Annotated in this window: 15 protein-coding genes; 8 read left to right on the top strand and 7 right to left on the bottom strand. The window is 33.2% G+C overall.

Annotated features, from left to right (window positions below):
• Positions 1-746 precede the first annotated feature (746 nt).
• Positions 747-1,742, top strand: coding sequence for a hypothetical protein (locus MMU05_RS22650; protein WP_241143937.1), 996 nt, complete (start codon positions 747-749; stop codon positions 1,740-1,742).
• 333 nt (positions 1,743-2,075) lie between these two features.
• On the opposite strand, the gene MMU05_RS22655 is transcribed toward MMU05_RS22650, so the two are convergent.
• The 5 genes from MMU05_RS22655 to MMU05_RS22675 all read right to left on the bottom strand — a co-directional run bounded on the left by MMU05_RS22655 (position 2,076) and on the right by MMU05_RS22675 (position 9,149).
• The gene (locus tag MMU05_RS22655) at positions 2,076-3,749 is read right to left on the bottom strand and encodes a GNAT family N-acetyltransferase (RefSeq protein ID WP_241143938.1); all 1,674 of its coding nucleotides are present in this window, start codon (positions 3,747-3,749) and stop codon (positions 2,076-2,078) included.
• A gap of 259 nt (positions 3,750-4,008) precedes the next feature.
• A complete protein-coding gene (locus MMU05_RS22660) occupies positions 4,009-5,127 on the bottom strand; it encodes a glycosyltransferase family 4 protein (RefSeq protein ID WP_241143939.1) in 1,119 nt (372 codons plus the stop codon).
• Positions 5,128-5,136: 9 nt separating this feature from the next.
• Positions 5,137-6,009 (bottom strand): polysaccharide deacetylase family protein, encoded by an 873-nt coding sequence (locus MMU05_RS22665; protein WP_241143940.1) that lies wholly within the window; start codon positions 6,007-6,009, stop codon positions 5,137-5,139.
• Between the two features lie 254 nt (positions 6,010-6,263).
• The gene (locus MMU05_RS22670) at positions 6,264-7,790 is read right to left on the bottom strand and encodes a GNAT family N-acetyltransferase (protein WP_241143941.1); all 1,527 of its coding nucleotides are present in this window, start codon (positions 7,788-7,790) and stop codon (positions 6,264-6,266) included.
• Between the two features lie 243 nt (positions 7,791-8,033).
• Positions 8,034-9,149, bottom strand: a complete 1,116-nt coding sequence (locus MMU05_RS22675) for a glycosyltransferase family 4 protein (protein ID WP_241143942.1) — start codon at positions 9,147-9,149, stop codon at positions 8,034-8,036.
• A 484-nt stretch (positions 9,150-9,633) separates the two neighbouring features.
• Between MMU05_RS22675 and MMU05_RS22680 the strand changes: the two genes are divergently transcribed.
• The 6 genes from MMU05_RS22680 to MMU05_RS22705 all read left to right on the top strand — a co-directional run bounded on the left by MMU05_RS22680 (position 9,634) and on the right by MMU05_RS22705 (position 16,250).
• Positions 9,634-10,632 carry a mannose-1-phosphate guanylyltransferase gene (locus MMU05_RS22680; RefSeq protein ID WP_241143943.1) on the top strand — a complete coding sequence of 333 codons (999 nt, stop codon included), beginning with the start codon at positions 9,634-9,636 and terminating at the stop codon, positions 10,630-10,632.
• A gap of 51 nt (positions 10,633-10,683) precedes the next feature.
• Positions 10,684-11,706, top strand: a complete 1,023-nt coding sequence (locus tag MMU05_RS22685; RefSeq protein ID WP_241143944.1) for a DUF354 domain-containing protein — start codon at positions 10,684-10,686, stop codon at positions 11,704-11,706.
• A 5-nt stretch (positions 11,707-11,711) separates the two neighbouring features.
• Complete coding sequence (locus MMU05_RS22690; protein ID WP_241143945.1) at positions 11,712-13,019, top strand: UDP-glucose dehydrogenase family protein; 1,308 nt, start codon at positions 11,712-11,714, stop codon at positions 13,017-13,019.
• Between the two features lie 230 nt (positions 13,020-13,249).
• Complete coding sequence (locus MMU05_RS22695) at positions 13,250-14,227, top strand: hypothetical protein (RefSeq protein ID WP_241143946.1); 978 nt, start codon at positions 13,250-13,252, stop codon at positions 14,225-14,227.
• A gap of 133 nt (positions 14,228-14,360) precedes the next feature.
• Positions 14,361-14,792: an acyltransferase gene (locus MMU05_RS22700; RefSeq protein ID WP_241143947.1), complete on the top strand. Its 432-nt coding sequence runs from the start codon at positions 14,361-14,363 to the stop codon at positions 14,790-14,792.
• 366 nt (positions 14,793-15,158) lie between these two features.
• A complete protein-coding gene (locus MMU05_RS22705) occupies positions 15,159-16,250 on the top strand; it encodes a glycosyltransferase family 4 protein (RefSeq protein WP_241143948.1) in 1,092 nt (363 codons plus the stop codon).
• Between the two features lie 731 nt (positions 16,251-16,981).
• Here MMU05_RS22705 and MMU05_RS22710 read toward each other — a convergent pair.
• Positions 16,982-17,917 carry a UDP-glucuronic acid decarboxylase family protein gene (locus MMU05_RS22710; protein ID WP_241143949.1) on the bottom strand — a complete coding sequence of 312 codons (936 nt, stop codon included), beginning with the start codon at positions 17,915-17,917 and terminating at the stop codon, positions 16,982-16,984.
• Positions 17,918-18,194: 277 nt separating this feature from the next.
• Between MMU05_RS22710 and MMU05_RS22715 the strand changes: the two genes are divergently transcribed.
• Complete coding sequence (locus MMU05_RS22715) at positions 18,195-19,310, top strand: glycosyltransferase family 4 protein (protein ID WP_241143950.1); 1,116 nt, start codon at positions 18,195-18,197, stop codon at positions 19,308-19,310.
• 231 nt (positions 19,311-19,541) lie between these two features.
• Here the strand turns inward: MMU05_RS22715 and MMU05_RS22720 are convergent, their stop codons facing one another.
• Positions 19,542-20,279: a glycosyltransferase gene (locus MMU05_RS22720; RefSeq protein ID WP_241143951.1), complete on the bottom strand. Its 738-nt coding sequence runs from the start codon at positions 20,277-20,279 to the stop codon at positions 19,542-19,544.
• Between the last annotated feature and the right edge of the window lie 1,529 nt (positions 20,280-21,808).

Here is a 21,808-nt window from a genome sequence, read left to right on the forward strand (position 1 = left end):
GAGGTTTAGTGTAAGATTTATTTGATACTTAAAGTTACATTAACCTCTTGGCTTTACTTAATTTAAACATACAGGCTATTGGGGTGTCCGATTCTCTGGTATCAGGTTTTCGGAGGGAGAATTGAAGGTATGTTTTGGGTGAATAGTTAAGGAAACTCCTGCCTATTCAAAACCCCGAGTGGCGGTGCATTAGAATTTGTCTTAGAATCAGAATGGCGGAAGGACCTTGCACGGGGCTATAATTATTTCGCCCCGATGGGGTTATTTGTCGAAGGGGTAAACTAGGAGGATGCGCCAATAATTTCAGTATTGGGGATTTTTCAAATTAGGGGATTCTTGACTGATCTGTTTTAGTGTAAAAATTAATATAAGTCAAATTATTCCTATTTGTAAAAGGAAATCAGATAAAATCTTAGTAAGTCAATTTTATTATTTGACAGATTAGGTATATTGTACACACCTTAATCATGTTAAGGAAAAGACTTAACACCCCGATCTCTATGAATACAGAGGACATCTTTGAATTGTTTTTACTTGAAAATGAAGGTTTGTTTAAATACAGTCTAGTGAGAAGTGTAGGGATCCTGACACCCCAAATCACCCAATACCAAGACAGTGAGATCAACCTTTTGCTTCACTTACATGCCGGGGACTATCAGGAATTTGTAGATACGCTTGTGGAACTTATGGTGAGGGAACTCAATTTGAGCATGGGAGTAAATGGGTTGGATACTAAGACTTCACCATTGATAAGGGATGAAATTGAACGTGAAATCAGTCTCCCAAAGCATACTTCTCAAACATACGTCCTAAGCGCCTATAATAAAGAGAGTTTACTTCGTGTTTTACCTATCGTAGCAGGAATGAAAGGGAAATTGGATAAAGGTCTGAAACAATTACAAGGCATTGGTATTTTTGAGGTGGTAACCGAGGTGCTTTTTTTCTTTGGATTGGATGGTATGTTACAATATGATGGTGCTTTAGGGTATTTTTTATTGGCTTTGGAATCTGATCCTGAAGAACTACAACCCATTTTGGATGGATGGATAGAAAAGTTGTCTGATGAGGAAAAGGAGTGGGCAGCAGAAACGGTGCTTGTGTGGTACATCCATGAAAATTTTTCAGACAACCAAACTGAATCCATGGGGTATTGCTTTGAAGGTATTTGGCAGAAAATACCTTCAAGAAAAAGGGAAAGATTGATAATTAAATTTAACAAGTTGCTTGATGAGGCTCCGGATGAAATGGTATGTTTTGCTTGGGAATTGATGTCTGGTGGAGAGGTATTCATGAGTTTATCAGATGACATCAAACGTCGGTATATCAATTCTTATTTTTTATTTAAGGATGAAATGTTTAGAAAACCTGATTTATTGAATATGATAGTCGGTGAATTGCAACAATATGGTATGGGTATGTTGGATGAAAAAAATCACAAAGATGCTTCGAAGGTGTTTTTAAATTTTTATCTGGAGTTTGGGGGGCTGACCGATGAAGAACTAACAGCGAATGAGTTGGAAGGAGTCCATTTGATTCCAGGGCTGCTATATAATAGTAATCCAGAATTTTTGGGATGCTTTCGGGAACAGCTTCAGCGGTTTGTTTCTTCAAGAATGAAATCTCCTGATGAAAGGAATAAGATTGCATTGTTAAATGATTTGATTGATGCTATAAATAATAGGGCTGATCTGGAAGCGGGGAAGAAATGGGGAATGATTGAGGTTTTTAAGAAAATTAATTAAATTATTTATAAAAGGATTGATTTATTCTAAGGTATTGGTTAATGATTTTTTTATAGAAAAGGGTTAATTGTTTAATTGGTCATTTTGTTAATTAATGTCGGATTTTCAGGTTGCCGAATTCGAAAAGTTTTGATTGTTCTAATAGTCTTAATTGTTGTCTGTTTGTCTTGCTTCTTTTGTATAGGATCTAAAAAATCGGGTAAAACTCTACATTGAGGTAAAAAATCAATTACTTTTTGCTGTCCTCAAAAGCTTTAAATTAATCTTAAAACCTAAGAACTTAGATTTTGAACAAAAAGTCGGTATAAAACTACCTCAACCTGTATTTCTACTTTATACCTTAGAAAATCGAGTTTTTTTATTTTTTATATAATCCGATAGTTTTTTTTGATTACCTGCTAATTCGAAAATACAGTTTGATTGGTATTCTTGTGGAACTGATTTTCTAAAAATTTTGAATAACATTTTTAATAATTCCTCTTCTCTGCCTAATTCGTAACAAGAACATAATAAAACGTATTGTTTTTCACTTGTTATGTTCCTTTCTTCTTCAGCATTTCTTTTAGCTTCAATAGGGATTATCCAAACTACTCCAAATAGTTCATTGTCTTGCGTTAACGTAAACATTTGTTGCCCAAATTCAATTCTGCTAAGACAATCCAAAAACAAAGATGATCTAGGTATTCCGGTTTTTTTTTCGTCCCAAAAGAAAAGGTCCAAAATTTTGTTGTTGCGGAGTATAAGATTCCCCAATGTCTCATTTTCAGTTAAGCTTTCATCGAGATATGGCCTTAAAATATCTAAGCCATTAAGTCTTATACAGGCGGATTTTGAACCTAAGAAATATGTGGTAAATGGTTTTTGGATATTCAATATTTTATCTTTAAAACCCAGGAAATAATTTTTCCAATCAAGATAAGAATCTAAGATTTTTTCCCAATTCAAGCCCGTTTTAGTTTGTTTCTCCAATCCTTTTTTTACTTTTTGCTTTAAACTTTCCCTGAATTTCACCCTCCAAGCAAAGGTTTTGGGGCCAAACCACCATTCAAACGCATCTCCTTGTTTGTTAGCTAAAATCGATTTATAACCATCTGCCCCTCCAGGTGTCAAGTCGAAATAAGGGATGTTTGTATCACTTAATTCTATCCCTAACATTAAAAAATGTAAGATTCCAGGTGAATATTTTGAATAGAAAGGAGAATGGCAGTTTATTCCTTGAAGGTGAACGATATCTGTACCCATTATCCCAACATTGGATGCGATAAGTATATTATCTACTGACAGTGAAGTTACATGAACATGCCCCAAATCAAATAATCGAAGTAAAAAGTCCTTTCTATTTGGTTCATTAAAAAAGAAAGTTTTGTTGTAAATGGCACCCTTCCGAAAATCACTTTGCAATGCCATTTCATCAATCAATAATTCAAATTGCTTAAAATCAGTTATTCTTGAAAAACGCAAATCTCCTATCCTATTTAAACGATTAATTTTCTCTTTTCTATTTTTCTTTTTAAGCTCAAGCTGAAGGCTTTCTTTATCCGTTTGCATTATGGGATGAATGTAATGTCTAAAAAATGAACGATGCTTAAGAAAGCTGCTTGTTTTGAAGACATCAAGAGGTGTAGTTCCAGGGACATATTTCATGTAAATGGATTTAGAAGGAAAAGTCTTTTGAAATTCTTTCAAAGCGGATTCCACGAAATCATTTTGCCTTTGAGGAGTGGATAACCACACTTGGTATTCTGCTAAATCAAATCCAGGACCGGTAAATCTTCCATTTGATTCAGTCAAAACCCATAGTCCTGTTAAGGATTTACCATCCCAATCACAAATTATGGTAGGTTCCTGGCCTGTAAAACATTGAAACCACGTCAAAACAAAATCTTTTGATTGAAAAATTGTAGCCCAAGGGCAGAAAGAATGTAATTCATCCCACGCCTTCAAGAAATCTCCATTTTGAATTAAAGTGCGAGACTGCAAAGGCAAATGTAAACTGTAATTGTTCATCAGGTTTTGATGGTTAATTTTAATCTATATATCCACAAACATGGATTCCCAAAATTAAGGTAAAAAAATAATTGGCATTTTAAATTTTAAAACTGGCATACTACCTTGACCTAAAAAAAGGCGTGCTTAGTGCGATTATTTATTTTTATTTAAAATTCAGGTCTTTACACCAAGATTAATTTCAGCTGAAATTTTGAGTGTACGCCAGTTTACTCAATAGAATCTTTTTAAAATAATTGGTTTCACAAAAGATCGCCCATTAGAATTTCTGAGCATTACTTTTCATTTTGTAAACGTCAACAATAAGTTCCTTTAATGATTCTGCGACATGGGAGGCAAGAAAATTTTCTTGGGCAAAATGGTAATTCTTATTTGAAATTTTGATTAACCAATTTTGGTCGTTAATGATCGCATTCACATTATTGACGGCCTTAATTATATCCAGATCTTCAAGTAATACACCCATTTCTTTGTCAACAAAAAAATCTTTTAAACCTCCAACAGCTGTAACCATGCAGGGAATCCCGAATGCCATTGCCTCTAAAACTGACAAAGGCATTCCCTCAGAATAGGATGGAAAAAGGAGAAAGTGACCTTGTTCCAAAAGAATTCTTTTTTCAAGGCCCTCTACATGACCTAAAAAATGAACATCTTGGATATTATTCATCGCCACGAAATCCTTGGCAGGTTTGAGAAAACTACCCTCTCCCCCTATCTTAAATTGGATTTTTTTGTTCGGGTTAATAAGTTGAATTTGCTTATAAATCTGAAGTGCTTCAATTATACCTTTTGCCTTTTCCACTCTCGCTAAAAAAATAAAAGTGAAAATAGATTTATCAAGAAATTTTTTTGCAGGATTAACATAGCCTTCAATCAAGTTATTTTCCACAACTGTTTTCCCCAAGTATATTTTTTGATCAAACCCCCAGGACTCCAATTTCGATTTAAAATCTTTTGCCAATACAACCACAGATGAGGCTTTTTTAAACTGGTTTAAAGGAAATTTATTAAAGCCCGAATTCATTTCAACTTGCTCTTCATACTCTTTATTCCAACCATGAAAAAATACCATAAAATTTTTTTTAAAAAGTTTCAAAATGAAGATAAATACTGCATCCCTGCTGCATCCAGATTTGGCTAAGGAAGTATTTAATACTATGAAATCTGTTTTATAAATCATTAAATGAGTTAAGAACTTTGTGTAATCAAGTAAATAGCTAACTATAGCCCACTTTTCATGATTTGAAGATCTATTCCCTCTAAAAAAATACTTATAATTTGATCCAAAATAAGGACGTATGGATTTGTAAAACAAAGTAACTCCTCCCGTTTTGAAAAAATGGGGAACAAAAATTAGCACTTTAGGATCACTTTGCATAATGTTAGGTTAATTACTTTTTTGCAGTGAAACCATTTTTTTTCTGAACTCTGATTCTTTATTTGAATTAAATAATCCTTTCAATATATCCCATCTGCTACCAAAAAACAATTTTGCAAAAATAAATGGAATATTTCCTTTGGATATTCCAGTTCTCGGAACACTTAAAGGATCATCACTTTTTGAAAACCTTTTGTTTTCTGTAGAAAAAGCCAACTTTACTCCACTTTCCCTAAGAATTTCCATTTCACGTTTGGAAAAATCTAAGGAGGGAATACCATTTGGATATGCAAACCACTTCACTTTTTCTCCAATCATTTCCTCCAATTCTAAAATGCAAGAACTAATTTCGTAAATAACAGTTGAATTGTCCTCATTAGCCAAAATTGGGTGATTGTAAGTATGGGCACCTATTTCAACAAGGCCCGATGCTTTTAATTCTAATAATTGCTCTAAATTTATTCCCATTCGAGGTTTAGGTTTAATACCTTGTGACAACCTAAAAGAGTCTATGAGCTTTATCAATTCTTCAATTGGTAAATGTTTCAAAACTGCATAAAGTTGGTGCTTTCCTTCATACTGCATTGAGTGATCATAAATTTTTGAATAATACTCAAAAAACTTCTGAAAATCATAACCACTTATCTCCTGAAACCAAAAATTTTTCCCTTCTCTTACACACAAAGGAGAAACATAAATAGATATGGGAATTTGGTATTTTTTTATGATTGGAAATAAATGAGTGTAAACACTTATATCACCGTCATCAACAGTGATATGGCATGCATTTCTTAAATCAGTACCATGGTAGTAAAAATCTTCCAAGTCAGAAAGAGAAACAAAATGGTAATGGCTTTTTAGTAATATCAAAATACGTTCCATCCACCTAGAGTTTTTAATGACATGGAAGTTAATGACAGTGTTTTTAAATTTCATAATAAAAACATAGAGATATAATATTGGTGGTAAAACCTTGTATATATGTTGAATAAGGTGTTTTGGTAAAGTTGTCAATAATAAATTAATGGGTGAATTTATTATTGAAACTCTGAATTTATTAAATAAAATCAAATAAGAAATAGTTGGGCAAGAAATAATCGAAAATTATTGCAATTACTCAGCAAATTATTCTATTTCTAAATTTCGAGTTGTTTGAAATCAATATCTAATGCTGCAAATGTATTTTTTGGATTGTAAGAAATCTTCAAATCATAATTCATACCAGACAGCTTTTCAGGTTTTTCATCCCATACACAAAATATCAACCTGTTATTTTTGGTTATTGTATAAAAAATTTGATTCTCCTCCAAACGTTTCAAAGCATCGTTCAAGAATTCCCATCGACATATTTCGAAGGTATAGTCATCAACTAAAAGCAATTGTGAAATATCCATAACCCTTAATTCAATTTCTCCAAGAATCTTGTTTTCATTAAATTTCTCAAACTTGCCTAAAAAATGAATCCAATCAACTTCCTTATGGATGTTACCTATTCGTAACTTAAACCATCTGTTTTTAATTGAAGCTCTCTTTTTATCTATCCAAACGCTAATATCCATTGGACGAATCCCTTTGCGGAGCAGGAGATTTCTAATTGGGATTCTAAATTTTCTTTTTAATAAAGAAAGTCTATTGCGTGAAATTAGCAATTCAAATAACTCCTCACTTTCATTAGAAAATCTCTCTTTATAAGAGTCGTTTCCGGGAGATAGTTTTAAGTAATTGATACCTTCCTCTTTTAACCTTAATACAAGTAAATATAAATGCACCAATCCAGGAGAATACTTACTATGAAAAGGGGAATATGTTATTAATCCTGCCAAATGAACTGTATGGTCTCCATCTTTGATCATGATAATGGCTCCAATCAATTCTCCATCTAACCAAAGAGCTGTGGCATGCAGAATTCCCATTTTAAACCATTCCATAAAAATATTTATCTCCTCCTTATTTAAGGGGAATGGGATTTTGTTGAATGCTGCCCCCTGTCTTAGGTTGTGAAACACTTCAACATGATTCAAAGCAAGCTGTAGTCTTTCCAAAGAATTTAAATGTTCGAAAAGAAGTTCTCCACTCTTATTGACTCTGTTGAACTTAGCCTTAAAATGTCTTTTATTTATAATTTTTTGATAATCATCCAATTTAAAACCTAAAATTGGGTTGTGATATTTCTCAATAACGCTGTATTTAAATACCTTATTATTGGAAGCCATTTTTTTAAAAGATTCCAGATTGGGCAAGGATTTTAAATTGATTTCGCAACCTGGAATATGATTGATCAATCCCAGTAATCCTTTTTCCCAAAAAATATCTTCATAACCTTCTACTAACAACCAAGTTTGATACAAAGCGTAGAAATGACCAGATCCAACCAAATGTTTAGACAATTTCCCTGATTTGATGTCAATTTTTCTTGCTAGTGGTAAAAGTCCGATTAACGAACCATTTAAATACATCAAAAGAATCAATGGAGAATATTCCTTTTTGTTTTCTTCTAACCAAGGAAGAACAAAATCAGGAGATTGAAAAACAGAGTATACTGATGAACATTGCATCAAATGATTCCATTGTCTCAATAAATTAGAGTCATATAATTCTTTCAAACCGGAGTCACCTTCAAGAAATCGTACTTGAGAATAATTTCCGTTTTCAACTTTTACCATATTGATTGTAATTTACTCAAAAATATTTTGGTGATTAACGAGATGATATTTTATTCAGAGTCCACAAAATTTAAATCATTTTAAAGGCTGTAAAATCATTTTGTAACAAAGAGTGTTTTGATTCAAATAAATGAAAGCCAATAAAACACGGAATTAAATATGGTTTTTAATCATTATGCTTTGAGGTAAATATATTTATTCAGAGAAATTAATATATATTGACTCTACAATTTAACCAATTGTTTATAGGCATTCTTGGTAAATTTTTTCAAAAGCTGTTCCCATCCGTTCTAAAGTGAAATCCTTAAATATCCGTTCCTTGGAGTTTTTTCCCATAATTTCCATTTTTCGAGGATCATTTAAAAGATTATCAATCAAATTTGCAATTTCTTCCTCAGATTCATCATTTAATAAGTATCCATTAATTTCATTTTGAATAATCTCTTTGGTACCACCGGCATCATTTGCAATAACAGGTTTTCCTAAAGCCATATACTCTATCAATGCATTTGATATTCCTTCACCATGAACATTTTTATTTGTGAAAAGCACACCAATATCCGCTGCATTAATTAGGGATTCCACATGGGTGGTTCCAGCCATCGGGATGAGATTTGGATATTCACTAGTTAAATCTTTACATTCTTGGAATAAGCCTTCCCCTCCACCTTTGAAGAATCCGATTCCAAGAAACTTAACATCATTTCTTATTTTGCTAAGAGCAATCCCAATTTTAAAAAATCTTAGATAGTCTTTGTTCGCGGAAAAGGACGCAACCATAACTATTGTAAATTTTTTACCCATACCATAACTTTCCTTTATATCTTCAATAGAAATCAAATCTTGAAAGCGATTTAAATTTACTCCATTGTATATTACTTTACTCTTTAATTTAGGAGGGCTATAAGCTTCAAGGCCAGCGAAGGAATTTGATAGAATAACATCTGAAAACCGAAAGTTAATATTTGAAACAATTTTTTCTTGGAAAGAAATTTTAGGGGGGGCAGAAGTGATTTGGCTATTGACTAGTTTGGCTTGACGGAATTTTATTTTATAGGGCAAAGTTATAAAAGTTTGTATGTTTCCCCATGAATGAATGATGTCTGGTTTAACCCTCTTTGCGATTTTAAAAAAATCCCAAAAAGTCCTTAATCCTATTCTTTCACTCTCCATTTGAACCCACTCCATTTTCAACTTTTCAAAATTGTCAAAGTATATTTCAGTCTTTTTCGTAACCAAAATCAAACGGTATTTCTCATTATTTCCCAAAAATGTGATAAGTTCTAACAATCTCCTTTCTTTGCCTCCTGAGGCTAATGAACCTATAAAAAATAGGATAGTAATTTTTTTGGAATCCATAGGTGAAAATTTTGTTGTCTATTTCAATGCCAATACTAATTATTTTTACTCATCCTAACCAATATATCCTTTGAAAAATGAACCAAAAGTCCTTCCAATCGGATTTTTGATCTACATTATAAATTTCTGAATTTAAAAAACAAGTTAATAAAGGGATAAAAACAATAAAGGCAATTGTGAATTCTTGCTGAATAATGTCAAAACACCACCCATGTCAGGAAGATCAATTGACCTCATCAATGATTATAATTGAAATTAGTTTGTAAAGGGGTAGAAATGATTAAAATAAATAGAACAAAAGTAATAAACAATTTCAAAGAATTATTTTATTTTTGGGGTAATCATTCCAATCCAATTAAATTTAAAAATGAATCTTTTTATTTGAGAATCATTTGAACAAATTAATTTTTGTGCTTAAAAACTCTGTTTTTTATCTGTCATTTTATTGTCATCCAAGAACTTGAATTTTCAAACTATCTATCTCATGAAAGTAATAAACGTAATATTGTCAGGTGGTGTAGGAAGCAGGCTTTGGCCTCTTTCTAGAAAATCAAGACCCAAACAGTATCTTCCAATCTTTAATAAACAAAGTTTATTTCAAAAAACAGTTTTCAGAAATTCAGAATTTTGTGACCAAATTACAATTGTTGGCAATAAAGATAATCACTTATTGTCCCATGCAGATATGCTTTCTTTGGGTATTAACGATTATAGTGAGATGATTGAAGCTTTTCCAAAGAATACCGCAGCGGCTATCGCTTTTGCAGCTTTTTCCACTGAACCTGAAGACATCTTATTTGTTACACCATCAGACCAATTAATTGAAAATAATAAAGAATATCTTAATAGTGTTGATAGAGCAATACAATTGGCAAAAGAAGGCTATTTGGTAACTTTTGGTATTTCACCTTCAAGAGTAGAAACAGGGTATGGTTACATTGAATTTCAAAATGAGCATGTGATCAGTTTCAGGGAGAAGCCTGATTTCCATACTGCTTCCAATTTTGTAAAATCGGGAAATTTCCTCTGGAACTCAGGTATGTTCTGTTTTAAGTCATCGGTTTTCTTGGATGAATTGAAGATGCATACACCAAAAGTATTTGAATCGTCCCTTTCGGCCTTTAATAAGAAAGTAAATAATTTTTTACCTGAAAAAGAAACTTTGGAAATTCCTTCGATTTCAGTTGATTATGCTGTGATGGAAAAAACAAAGAAAATAAAGGTGGTCAAATCAGAATTTGGGTGGTCGGATATGGGATCTTTTGAATCTATTTATGATTATTTAAAATCCGAAGGACATCCAGTAGATGAAAACGGGAATATGGCCATAGGTATTGATATCCACCCAGAATTTGTAGGTTTACGAGATACCATTTTTGTATTCACTAATGATGCATTACTTATTTTGAATAAAGCCGACTCTCAAAAAATCAAACAAGTTTATGAAAGGCTTGAAAAAGAAAATCCAAGCCTTGTCTCATAATAATTTTTGCTATTTACTTTAAAACCCCATTCATCTTTGGTTTAACTTGATATGAAAAATATTTTAATCGATATTAAACATCCTGCCCAATTAAATCTATTCAAAAACATATCCAAAAGGCTTCAACAAAAAGGATGGAATGTAATAATTTGCTATCTTGACAGAGGTAAATTGCCAAAAATAATTGAAAAAGAATATCAGGGTTTTGATTGCTTTAAAATTGGTAGCAGCAAAGGAACAAAATGGTCAATTTTTTGGAATGGAAATGTTGTCAGAACTGCTGATTTTATCAAAATAATTAGGGATAAAAAAATTCATCTTTGCCTCGCTGCAAGCAGCGCGCCATTGGCCTTGGCATGTTTATATTGCAGGATACCTTTATTACAGTTTTATGATGATCCTGAGAGAAAGGGCATAAACAAAGTAAATGAAATTCTCTCAACGAAATTGTTTTTTCCACCAATCATAAAGAAATCATCAAAAATTGAGTGGTTCAACTGTTTAAAGGAATGGAGTTACCTGAGCCCATCCTACTTTAATGCAAACCCCTCTGTTTTAGATAAATTTGGTTTAAAACCATATGGTTACGTTTTTGTAAGAGAGGTAAGCAATAAATCATTTAATTATTATAATCAGATGGATGCCATTGTTTGCAGTATTTCAAGTCAACTCGATCAAAACTTTCCTTTTTTACTTTCACTTGAAGACAAAACCATCAAAGATAAATTCCCTTCAAATTGGATCCTTTTGGAGGAACCTATAGAGGATATACATTCTCTCATATACTATTCAAAACTCACAGTTTCTTCAGGTGACAGCATGGCAAGGGAAGGTTCTATGCTCGGTGTACCCAGTATTTATTGCGGGATTAGAGAAATGAAAGCCAATCAGCTGCTGATTGATCGCGGCATTTTAGAACATTACCCTTTGGAAAATGCGATAGCACCAATTAATTCATCACTCCAAGCTGAAACTAAAGCCTACCTTCAAGATAAAATACGGGAAGATTTATTGCTCGAATGGGATGATATGAACACATTTATGGAAAATAAAATCAAACAATATATTAAATAAAAAAAATGGAAATCTCAATTTTTGGACTTGGTTACGTCGGATGCGTAAGCCTAGGTTGTCTCGCAAAAAATGGACACCGAGTCATCGGAGTGGATGTTAATCAATTCAAAGTAGACCTTATTAATAAGGGTTTACCTACGATCGTCGAAAAGGATATAGATAATATCATTTCAGAAGAGTTTAAAAGAGGCAAAATAACTGCGACTGTTTTTGCTGAGGAAGCCGTCTTGAATTCAGAAGTAAGTATACTTTGCGTAGGTACTCCTTCTTCTCCTCAGGGCCATTTAAATTTGAGTTATATTTATAAAACAGCTGAACAAATTGGGGAAGCTCTCGCTAAGAAAGATAGTTTCCATGTTGTCATCATCAGGAGTACAGTAATGCCGGGCACCAATAAAAAAATCGGTGAAATTATAGAAAATAGTTCCGGCAAAAAAAGAGGGGTTGCCTTTTCGGTTGTATCTAATCCTGAATTTCTTCGAGAAGGTTCGGCTGTAAAAGATTACTATAACCCTGCAGTTACTGTAATTGGGGGTGATCATGAACTTGCCTTAAAAAAGGTAGCTTCAATTTATGAAGAACTTGATGCTCCTATTGAGATAACTGATATAGAAGTCGCTGAAATCATTAAATATGTGAACAACTCGTTCCATGCCCTTAAAATCACCTTTGCAAACGAAGTGGGAAATATTTGTAAAGCACTTGAAATAGATTCACACCATGTGATGCAAATATTCTGCAAAGATACTCATCTCAATATTTCACCTGCTTATTTCAAACCCGGTTTTGCATATGGGGGATCTTGTCTTCCCAAAGATCTGATGGGTATGGTCACCTTAGCACATGACCATTACTTACTTTCTCCGGTTCTCAATGCGATACATGATTCTAACGAAAACCAAAAAAGACTTGCATTTGAGATAATCCAAAGAACAGGAAAGAAGAAAATTGCCTTGATGGGTCTAAGTTTTAAGGAGGGTACAGATGATTTGCGATATAGTCCTTCTGTCGATTTGGCTGAAAAAATGATTGGTAAAGGTTATAGCCTATCGATTTATGATAAAAATGTGCACCTTTCAAAACTCGTGGGTGCCAATAAACAATTTATTGATGAACATTTGCCTCATTTATCCGATCTTATCACCAATGACCCAATGGAGGCGATTGAAAGTGCCGATATCATTTTGATCAACCACAAAAACTTTGATGGTCACAAATATAAATCCGCACTTTCCCAAAAATCTGCGGTAATTGACCTTGTCCGGATAGAGGATTTGGAGAATCTACCTAATTATCATGGTTTGTGCTGGTAAATGGAATGAATTTAGTTTATTTTAAAATATAATTTCTCCAAATGGATGCTATTCTTTCTTCTACATTAAAATTGCAGGAGCATATTCGATCAAATGGGTACAGGGGATACGATCCCTATGACACTCTTTTGTCTCCCTATTTTAAACTCCCCATTCTAAAGTCTCGGATAATTAGGTTTGGAGCTCAACAAGTTTGTAAAAGAATACCCATCAACCTAAGAAGGATTCTATTGGTAAAAAAAGGATTAAATCCTGTTACAATTGGCCTTTGCATCCAAGCATACTCTTATTTGGGGAAAGCTATTCCGTCAGATGAGGGATTTTACAAAAAAGAAATTGATTTTCTACTTGATCTTTTGGTCCAAAACAAGTCAACCGGTTATAGTGGTTTTTGCTGGGGTTATGATTTTGATTGGGAGGCTCGATATACCAAAATCAACGCCTATGTGCCCACAAGCGTAGCGACCGGAATAATAACTAATTCATTATTTGAAAGTTATTTAATTTTTCCAAATGAAAAGATTAAAGAAATTATTCTAGATGCAAGCAACTTTGTATTGAAAGATCTTAACCGTTCTTATGAAGGCGAACTATTTTGCTTTTCATATTCCCCTGTTGACAATCAATTTGTGTTGAACGCTTCTTTAAAAGCTGCTAGGTTGCTTTCACAAGCATATTACTTTAATTTAGATCCAGAATTTAAAAAAACTGCGAAAATTGCAGTACAATACGTTACACAAGTCCAAAGAGAGAACGGATCTTGGCCTTATGCCATGCATGATGCTCGAACATGGGCTGACAACTACCATACCGGCTACAACTTGGATTGTATAAATGCTTATATGACTCTTTGCCAAGACAATGAATATATCCCTGAATTCGAAAAGGGGCTACACTTTTATGTTAATCATTTTTTTGAAAAGGAAGGAATCCCAAAATTTTACGACAATAAAACTTATCCAATTGATAGTACAGCAGCAGCACAATCACTCTTGTCTCTCAGTAGATTTGGGTATTTAGATTTGGCAAAGAAAGTGGCATTATGGATGGGGAAAAATATGCAGGATAAGAAAGGAGGCTTTTATTTTAGAATTCACAAACATTACAAAGACAAAAACATATTTATGCGTTGGAACAATGCATGGATGTTTGCAGGTTTAAGTTATTACCTATACCAAAATCATAACAATGAATATGAAAACAAATAGGTTTAAAAAAAGCGGATTTAAAGGTGAAGTCATCAAATATTTTCATTTTTTTTATTTAAGCTTTGCCAACCATATTGTATCAAGGATTCCAAGTTATTTTTTAAGAAGATTAATTTATAAATACATTTATGGAATGAAAATTGGTAAGGACACCAATATCCAAATGGGCTTGAGGGTATATTCCCCTTGGAATATTGTAATTGGTTCGAATTGTTCCATTGGACACGATTCACTATTGGATGGAAGGAGAGGAATTCGAATAGGAGACAATGTTGATTTAGCAGGGCACATCAAAATAATGACTTTAGGACACGATTTGGATGATCCTGAATACCCTACCATAGGTGCTTCCGTGGTTATTCAGGATAATGCAAGCCTTTTTTTGGGTGTCTCCGTGCTTCCCGGTAGAACAATTGCAGAAGGTACGGCAGTTGCCCTTGATTCTGTCATAACCAAGGATACTGAACCATGGGCTATTTATGCAGGAAATCCTGCCAAAAAAATAAGGAACAGAAAAATCGATCATTTAAGTTATCATAGAAACTATAAAAGGTACTTTCACTGAAAGCACATAAATGATCAAAAAAAAAAGTGATGCCCAGAAAGTAAAATCTTAACCCTCAATAACCAAAATAATATTTCAATCCAGTATTCTAATTTGGGTAGTCCCATTCGTTTGTTATTGAAAAAACTCTGATTGATATGGATTACTAATAAGAGGTTTTTTTAAGCCTAATTCCAATTTCAATTGGATGAAAGTGAATATTGGGTTTTTAAATAACAGAAAACAAAATTGTTTCAATTTTAAATGAAATTTTGCTTTCTGTTATAAATTATATCTTAAAAAAGAATAATTTAAAGTTATTGAAAGTTTTTGCATTTGTAATTTTAAGCATTTGATTTGCTTAGAGTTCTTTCACCACACTGATTTATGAAAGTATTGATACTTACTCCATATTTTGACAAACCCGGAGGGGTTGCGGTTTATTTTTCCTCACTCAAAAAAGTTATGGGGAATAATTACGAATTTTTTTTCAGGGGGAATAAGAGTACAATCAGAAGTTCTAAAGTCATTTTTCAATATATTCTAGATTATTCAAAATTTTTGATTCACTTAATCAATAACCAATATGATATATACTTAATCAATACTTCTTTTGCAACAACGGGGTGCACAAGAGATCAAGTTTATATTCAAATATTAAAATTTTTAAATAAAAAAGTAGTTGTTTTTTTTCATGGTTGGGATAAAGAATTTGAACTCAAAATAGACAAATACAATCAATCAAATGCATATCCCCTAAAATCATTCAAAAGAGTAGACTCTATGGTAGTCTTAGCCTCTGAGTTTAAGGAGAAATTGGTTTCTTGGGGTTTTAATCAAAAAATTCATATTGAAACGACTGTGGTTGATTCTTTCCTCACCGATGGCCTAATTCCGAGGAAAATATGGAATGAACATCATAATTTTCCTATTGTATTCTTATTTATAGCAAGAATAGAAAAGGAAAAAGGAATTTTTGAAGCTGTAAATTTATTCAGGGAACTTCAAAATCAACTCTCAAATAAACAACTTCAATTCAAAATTGCAGGGAGTGGTTCAGCGTTAGACTCTTTGAAAGATTATGTTCAATCTGAAATGATTACAAATATTGAATTTTTGGGACATATATCAGGCAAGGAAAAAAAAGATGCTTTTTTATCCTCACATATTTTTCTTTTTCCAAGTATGCATGGCGAGGGAATGCCTATTTGCCTTTTGGAAGCAATGGCATTTGGTCTACCTTTGGTTACCTCTATCGTTGGAGGAGTAAAAGATTTTTTTATTGAGGGAAAAATGGGGATTTCAATTAATCCCCCCGAAGCATTGTCTACAGAAACAGTTGGAAAAATTCAGGACCTTCTATCTAACTTAGATACGATTCAAGAAATCAGTGACTATAACTTTCAGTTTGCCAAAGAAAATTTTTATGCCAAGGAGGTTGCTAAAAGGCTTGAGGACATATTGAAGGAAACAATTTAGTCGATTTCATAATTTTTTATAATGGATATACGCTTCTTTGCCAGTTACCCAATAATCTACTTCAGTCGGGACGGAAGACCGAAGTCGGAAGAGAACGATGTTTCGGACATGTCAGTCTCCAATATTGAATAACTTTGAATTATCGCTTTCACTGGCATCATTGTGTACACACATATTTTTTATTTTTACTAATGAAAATAAATGGATTAAATGTAACCTCAATGGCTCAAAGGCTTTCATTTCCAAGAACCTCCTTTCATTTATTGGCGTATCATCATTTCAACATTTCTAACTTTCCGTCGATCTAATAAATAATACTAAAAATTAGGTTTATTTTTTCCGTTAACGCTCTAATTTTCATGAACAAAAATAGAAATTCCACTTTTATCTTATTTCGGCATACCTACAGTTTGGATTCTTCGTCTTTTTCCGGGGTGATTTTATGTAATTGTGTTTGTTTTTTTAATCAAACTCATTAACGAATAAGAAAAGTATTATTCAAAAATTTCTCTAAAACTTTAATCAGCAATAATTATTTTGGGAGAACCGATTAAAGTCTGCAAGCATCAATTACGACAAAAAGAATACAATCTTTTTTTATTTCGAATGGCAATAAAGTATACCCAAATAAAATAACCCACTTGTATCCAATTTTTATAGATACCTCCTTTTAGAATTTGAATTGTCGAATAACAACTAGGAAATATGGATTTTGAAAAAGAAAACAAAACTTAATTTATGACTTTCTTAAAATATTCGATCGTTTTTGATAAACCTTCTTTCAATTGTACTTTTGGTTCCCAATCCAATTCCTTTCTAGCCAAATCAATGATTGGCTGTCTTTGCATGGGATCATCTTGAGGTAGGGGCAAAAATTTCAATTTACTTTTACTTTCAGTAAGTTCTATTACCTTTTGGGCCAATTCCAACATAGTGAATTCTCCGGGGTTCCCGATATTAACAGGGCCTGTAAATCCGTCCCTTGAATTCATAAGGCGATACATCCCTTCAATCAAATCATCTACATAACAGAAACTCCTTGTCTGCATTCCATCGCCGAAAATGGTAATATCTTCTCCCTTCAAGGCCTGGACAATGAAATTACTAACAACCCTTCCATCATTTGGATGCATTCTTGGCCCATAGGTATTGAAAATACGCATTACTTTGATGTCCAGCTTATGTTGTCTGTGGTAATCGAAAAAAAGAGTTTCAGCGCAACGTTTGCCTTCATCATAACAGGCCCGGATTCCTATAGTATTTACTGATCCTTTGTAAGATTCCGGTTGGGGATGAACTTCAGGGTCTCCGTATACCTCTGAAGTACTAGCTTGGAGTATTTTAATTTTTAACCTTTTCGCAAGGCCCAGCATGTTTATTGCCCCTATAACGCTCGTTTTTGTGGTTTGAACTGGGTCGAACTGGTAGTGGACTGGGCTTGCAGGGCATGCCAAATTGTAAATTTGATCCACCTCAACAAATAAGGGAAAGGTCACATCATGTCTCAAGAATTCAAAATTTTTATTTCCTAACAAATGATGGATATTGACTTTTCTTCCTGTGAATAGGTTGTCAACACAGAGAACTTCATTCCCCTCCTTTATTAGTCTATCACACAAATGAGAGCCCAAAAACCCCGCTCCCCCTGATACCAAAATTCTTTTCATAACATACAATTAACAACCCAAAGAAAATTAAATTTTGCCAAAGAAAATTAAATTTTGGTGAAAGTTAAGCAATTAATAAACATTTCTTTCTAAAAAAATTTTCAAAATGTCATATACCTCGGTATTGTCCAACTTCACCTAAAAGGATTCGGAAAGGAAGATTCTAAACAGATATACTTATTTTTAAATAATATGAAAATATTTTTTTGGCCGCGCTAGGATGTCTTTGAAATTCTGTAAATTTCGACGCTTGCATTTTTATATTGAAAAAGAAGTAATGAAAAAAAAGAAAATATTGTTTACCCATTTGGGTTCCTTCTCCCATATCAATGATGCGGTGTTATTAGAATTTCAATCAGCTTTTCAAGAATTTGAAATTGAAACAATAGACTTAAAGCTTCTATTGAAAAGAATGTCCTTGAAAGATAAATTGTTATTGATCGTAAACTCACTTTTCGTCACCAAAAGGTGGACTCCCAAAAACATAAAAAATGCCCTTACAAAAAGCCCGTACTTTTGGAAGCTTACTAAGAGTCTAATTAAAAAAGCAGCTAAAAGTAAAGAGTATATATTTACATTTCAGACTCAATCCAATTTTGACGGAAAAATAAGTAATTCCCCCCATTTCGTTTACACGGATCATACCCACTTGGTAAATTTGGAGTATCCCGGCTTTTCCAAACATAAATTAAATCCCCTTTCATGGCAGCAGGAAGAAGCCAATTTTTATAAAAGGACTGATGGACTCTTTACGATGAGCAACCATGTGAAAAATTCGCTTTTAAATCAATACCACATTGATGCATCAAAAGTAAAATGCGTTTTTGCCGGCGCCAATATTTCCCAAGAGAATATTTCCTATCCATTAAGCAGGTATCAAGCAAAAAAAATATTGTTCGTAGGGGTTGATTGGGTCAGAAAAGGAGGACCAGAACTGGTAGAAGCTTTTAAATTGGTACTTCAAAAACATCCAAATGCACAACTTGACATTGTCGGATGCGACCCTGGTATTGATGTTGCCAACGTTCAAATTTGGGGGAAACTCCCAATTCATGAAGTTAAAAAGTTTTATGAAAATGCATCAGTTTTTTGTATGCCGTCCAAACGAGAACCATTTGGAATAGTATACTTAGAGGCTATGGCGCATAAACTACCGATTGTAGCTTTAAAAATCGGAGCCCTACCTGATTTTGTAGACGATGGAAAATCGGGTTATTTAGTTGATTTTATGGATATTCAGGGGTTAGCAGATAAACTTTGTATTTTGTTGGAAAATCCGGATTTATGTCAACAAATGGGAGAATTGGCCTTTGAAAAAGTTAGACAACAATATAGCTGGAATAGTTCTATTCAAGGAATCAAAGAGTATATTAAGCTTCAGGGTGTTATATAATGCCGAATAATTGTATGGCCTTCCATAATTTGGGACCGCTGAGAAAATTCAATTAACTGCAACAAACACCTTTACAAACCCTGTAATCCCATTGTTTCGATTATTTCAATTAGATTTAGTTTGACTTAAGCGAAGAAGGTGGAGTTAGCGATTAGAATGTGGGACAAGTCTTAATTCACAACTTTAACATTTCCTTTTAAATCTTATTAAACAAAAAAAATTACAAATAATTTACATCAAGAAATCCAATAATTTTTTCCCTAAAATCAAATGGTCATGATTGTTTTGGATGTATTCTTTACAATTCCTAGACAAATCCAGGTAATTATCCACTGACAATTTTTCCAAAATAATCCTTAAATCTTCTTCATCTTTGTAAATCAGGCCAACTTTGTAGTCTGAAATAATGTTGTCGGGATTCACCTGTGCCGTTGTCAAAATTGGCGTGCATGTCTGCATGGCCTCTAAAAAAGTATTTGAAAACCCCTCATAACGGGAGGTATTCAACAAAAATTTGGCTCCCTTGTAAAACTCCAGAATCTGATCCCTTGAAATATTACCCCTAAAGTGTACGTTGGTCAAGGTTTTTAATTTCTCCATATACTCTGTCGATTCAGGGTCCGTGGGAATCAAAGGTTGTCCTGCTATCATAAATTGTTCATTTGGCAGGTGAATAGCAATTTTATAAAGCAGTTGAAGATTTTTTTGATATCTGAAATTAGCAACCCAAGATATATAACCTGCATTAGAAGATTTCATAACAAGCACTTCCCTGTTAATCAAAAAAGGATTAGAAATTTTAATGACTTTTTTTGATTTGTAATTCAAATTTACTTTGCTAAACTGAAATGAATTTTGTGTCATAATGTAATCACACCGAAGAAAAGCCTTTTTTATAAAAAATTGATCAAAAAAACTATGTGTCCAGTTAATTCTTTCATCTAGCATATTATCATTTGCTAATCTCAAAATATGTTTGATCCCCAAAAAATGACAAATCATCCCATTAAAATATGAAGTCCAAGTAGGAATCGATTCAAAAACAAAATCAGGTTTTGATGTCCTAAGTGCGTCAAAAAATTTTGGAAACCTGTATAAGGGCCATCTCAATAATGGGAATCCTTTCCGTGAATCATATACTTTTACCGTATTAACCCAATGATATTCTTCCAAAATATTCCTATTGTCTTCTATGTATCTAAAGAGCTGAACTTCATTGCCCAAATCATGTAATGCCTCCATCCAAACATGTGTTGCCACTACGGCCCCTCCCATTGGTTTCCCACCTTGGACTATCATTTCCATATTTGATTCTTGGGTAAAGAAAAATTTTTGCATAAATAAGATATTGTGAATGAGAAAGAAATCCGGGGAAAAAACCAACCGGCAGAAAGCCTCTCTCTATTGTTTAAAAGTTCCTTTTTACTTTAGCAAAGTAATTAAATTTCAATATTAAGAATTGCCATTTAATTGGGTGACACTTATTTTGAAAGCCTCGTTGGTAACTTTTTGTCCTAAGAGCAATTTTAAATATTATTTTAATGTGAGCGAAGTTGGGAAATTATTAGAATTTCTGCAAGTCTTCACAATTGTGTTTACTCAATTTAGCTTGCTACAAAGACTCATGCATTAAAATCCCGGATAAAATTTATGAAACGGCACTTCAAAAGATCATCCAAAAATAAAGCAATATGTATATCCTCCTTCTTACCAGTATAGGATTACTTACAGAATGGTCTCGGCAGGCTCGACCACCGGAATTTATTGATATTGAATGGAGGTGGTTGAAATGCGGCTCTGCCGCATTTCAACCACCCCCCTCTGATCTCACGAGATCCGTTCACCGAGGCCGAGGTGGAAAAAAATGATAGTTGGCTACTGGTATGAAAGCGGATAATCATACAAAGCAAAAATTTAATTTTAAAAACAAGCTACTTTTTTGAAGGAAAAAATATTTCTCTTTTAAGCTGGTAATATTTCCCAACTTGTTCTATAAGCTCGAAGTAAACTTATGTTGAATTCTATTGTTTTTTCTTAAAGGAGTTTAATCATATGCTGAAAAAACAGAAGGCTTTTGTTTAAGATCATCGGAGATAACGATGCAAAGCATACTTTTTAGGTCAAAGGTGGGTTTAATTTTTTTTTATTTTGACTTGAAACACTTTATTTTAAATTCATAAAAAAATATGTATATCCGCCTTCTTACCAGTATAGGATAACTTACAGAATGGTCTCGTCCACGATAATTATCGGGATCGACCACCGGAATTTATTGATATTGAAGGGGGGTGGTAGAAATGCGGCTTTGCCGCATTTCTACCACCCCCCTCTGATCTCACGATATCCGTTCACCGAGCTTGCCGAGGTGGAGAAAAATGATATTTGGCTACTGGTATGATAGCGGATAATCATATAAAAAAATATGATTATCCGCAATCATTCCAGTAAGGATAAATTGAAGCAATGATGAGTCTGTCAAAAAGCTTTTGACCGAAATA

This window comes from Cognataquiflexum rubidum, from assembly GCF_022538115.1.
Lineage (GTDB): Bacteria > Bacteroidota > Bacteroidia > Cytophagales > Cyclobacteriaceae > Cognataquiflexum > Cognataquiflexum rubidum.

What these genes read in the sequence shown, in the direction of transcription:
- MMU05_RS22665 (WP_241143940.1), bottom strand. Translation starts at nt 6,009, where the DNA reads ATGGAACGTATTTTGATATTACTAAAAAGCCATTACCATTTTGTTTCT.
- MMU05_RS22685 (WP_241143944.1), top strand. Translation starts at nt 10,684, where the DNA reads ATGAAAAATATTTTAATCGATATTAAACATCCTGCCCAATTAAATCTA.
- MMU05_RS22675 (WP_241143942.1), bottom strand. Translation starts at nt 9,149, where the DNA reads ATGGATTCCAAAAAAATTACTATCCTATTTTTTATAGGTTCATTAGCC.
- MMU05_RS22705 (WP_241143948.1), top strand. Translation starts at nt 15,159, where the DNA reads ATGAAAGTATTGATACTTACTCCATATTTTGACAAACCCGGAGGGGTT.
- MMU05_RS22655 (WP_241143938.1), bottom strand. Translation starts at nt 3,749, where the DNA reads ATGAACAATTACAGTTTACATTTGCCTTTGCAGTCTCGCACTTTAATT.
- MMU05_RS22700 (WP_241143947.1), top strand. Translation starts at nt 14,361, where the DNA reads ATGAAAATTGGTAAGGACACCAATATCCAAATGGGCTTGAGGGTATAT.
- MMU05_RS22690 (WP_241143945.1), top strand. Translation starts at nt 11,712, where the DNA reads ATGGAAATCTCAATTTTTGGACTTGGTTACGTCGGATGCGTAAGCCTA.
- MMU05_RS22680 (WP_241143943.1), top strand. Translation starts at nt 9,634, where the DNA reads ATGAAAGTAATAAACGTAATATTGTCAGGTGGTGTAGGAAGCAGGCTT.
- MMU05_RS22715 (WP_241143950.1), top strand. Translation starts at nt 18,195, where the DNA reads ATGAAAAAAAAGAAAATATTGTTTACCCATTTGGGTTCCTTCTCCCAT.
- MMU05_RS22670 (WP_241143941.1), bottom strand. Translation starts at nt 7,790, where the DNA reads ATGGTAAAAGTTGAAAACGGAAATTATTCTCAAGTACGATTTCTTGAA.
- MMU05_RS22710 (WP_241143949.1), bottom strand. Translation starts at nt 17,917, where the DNA reads ATGAAAAGAATTTTGGTATCAGGGGGAGCGGGGTTTTTGGGCTCTCAT.
- MMU05_RS22660 (WP_241143939.1), bottom strand. Translation starts at nt 5,127, where the DNA reads ATGCAAAGTGATCCTAAAGTGCTAATTTTTGTTCCCCATTTTTTCAAA.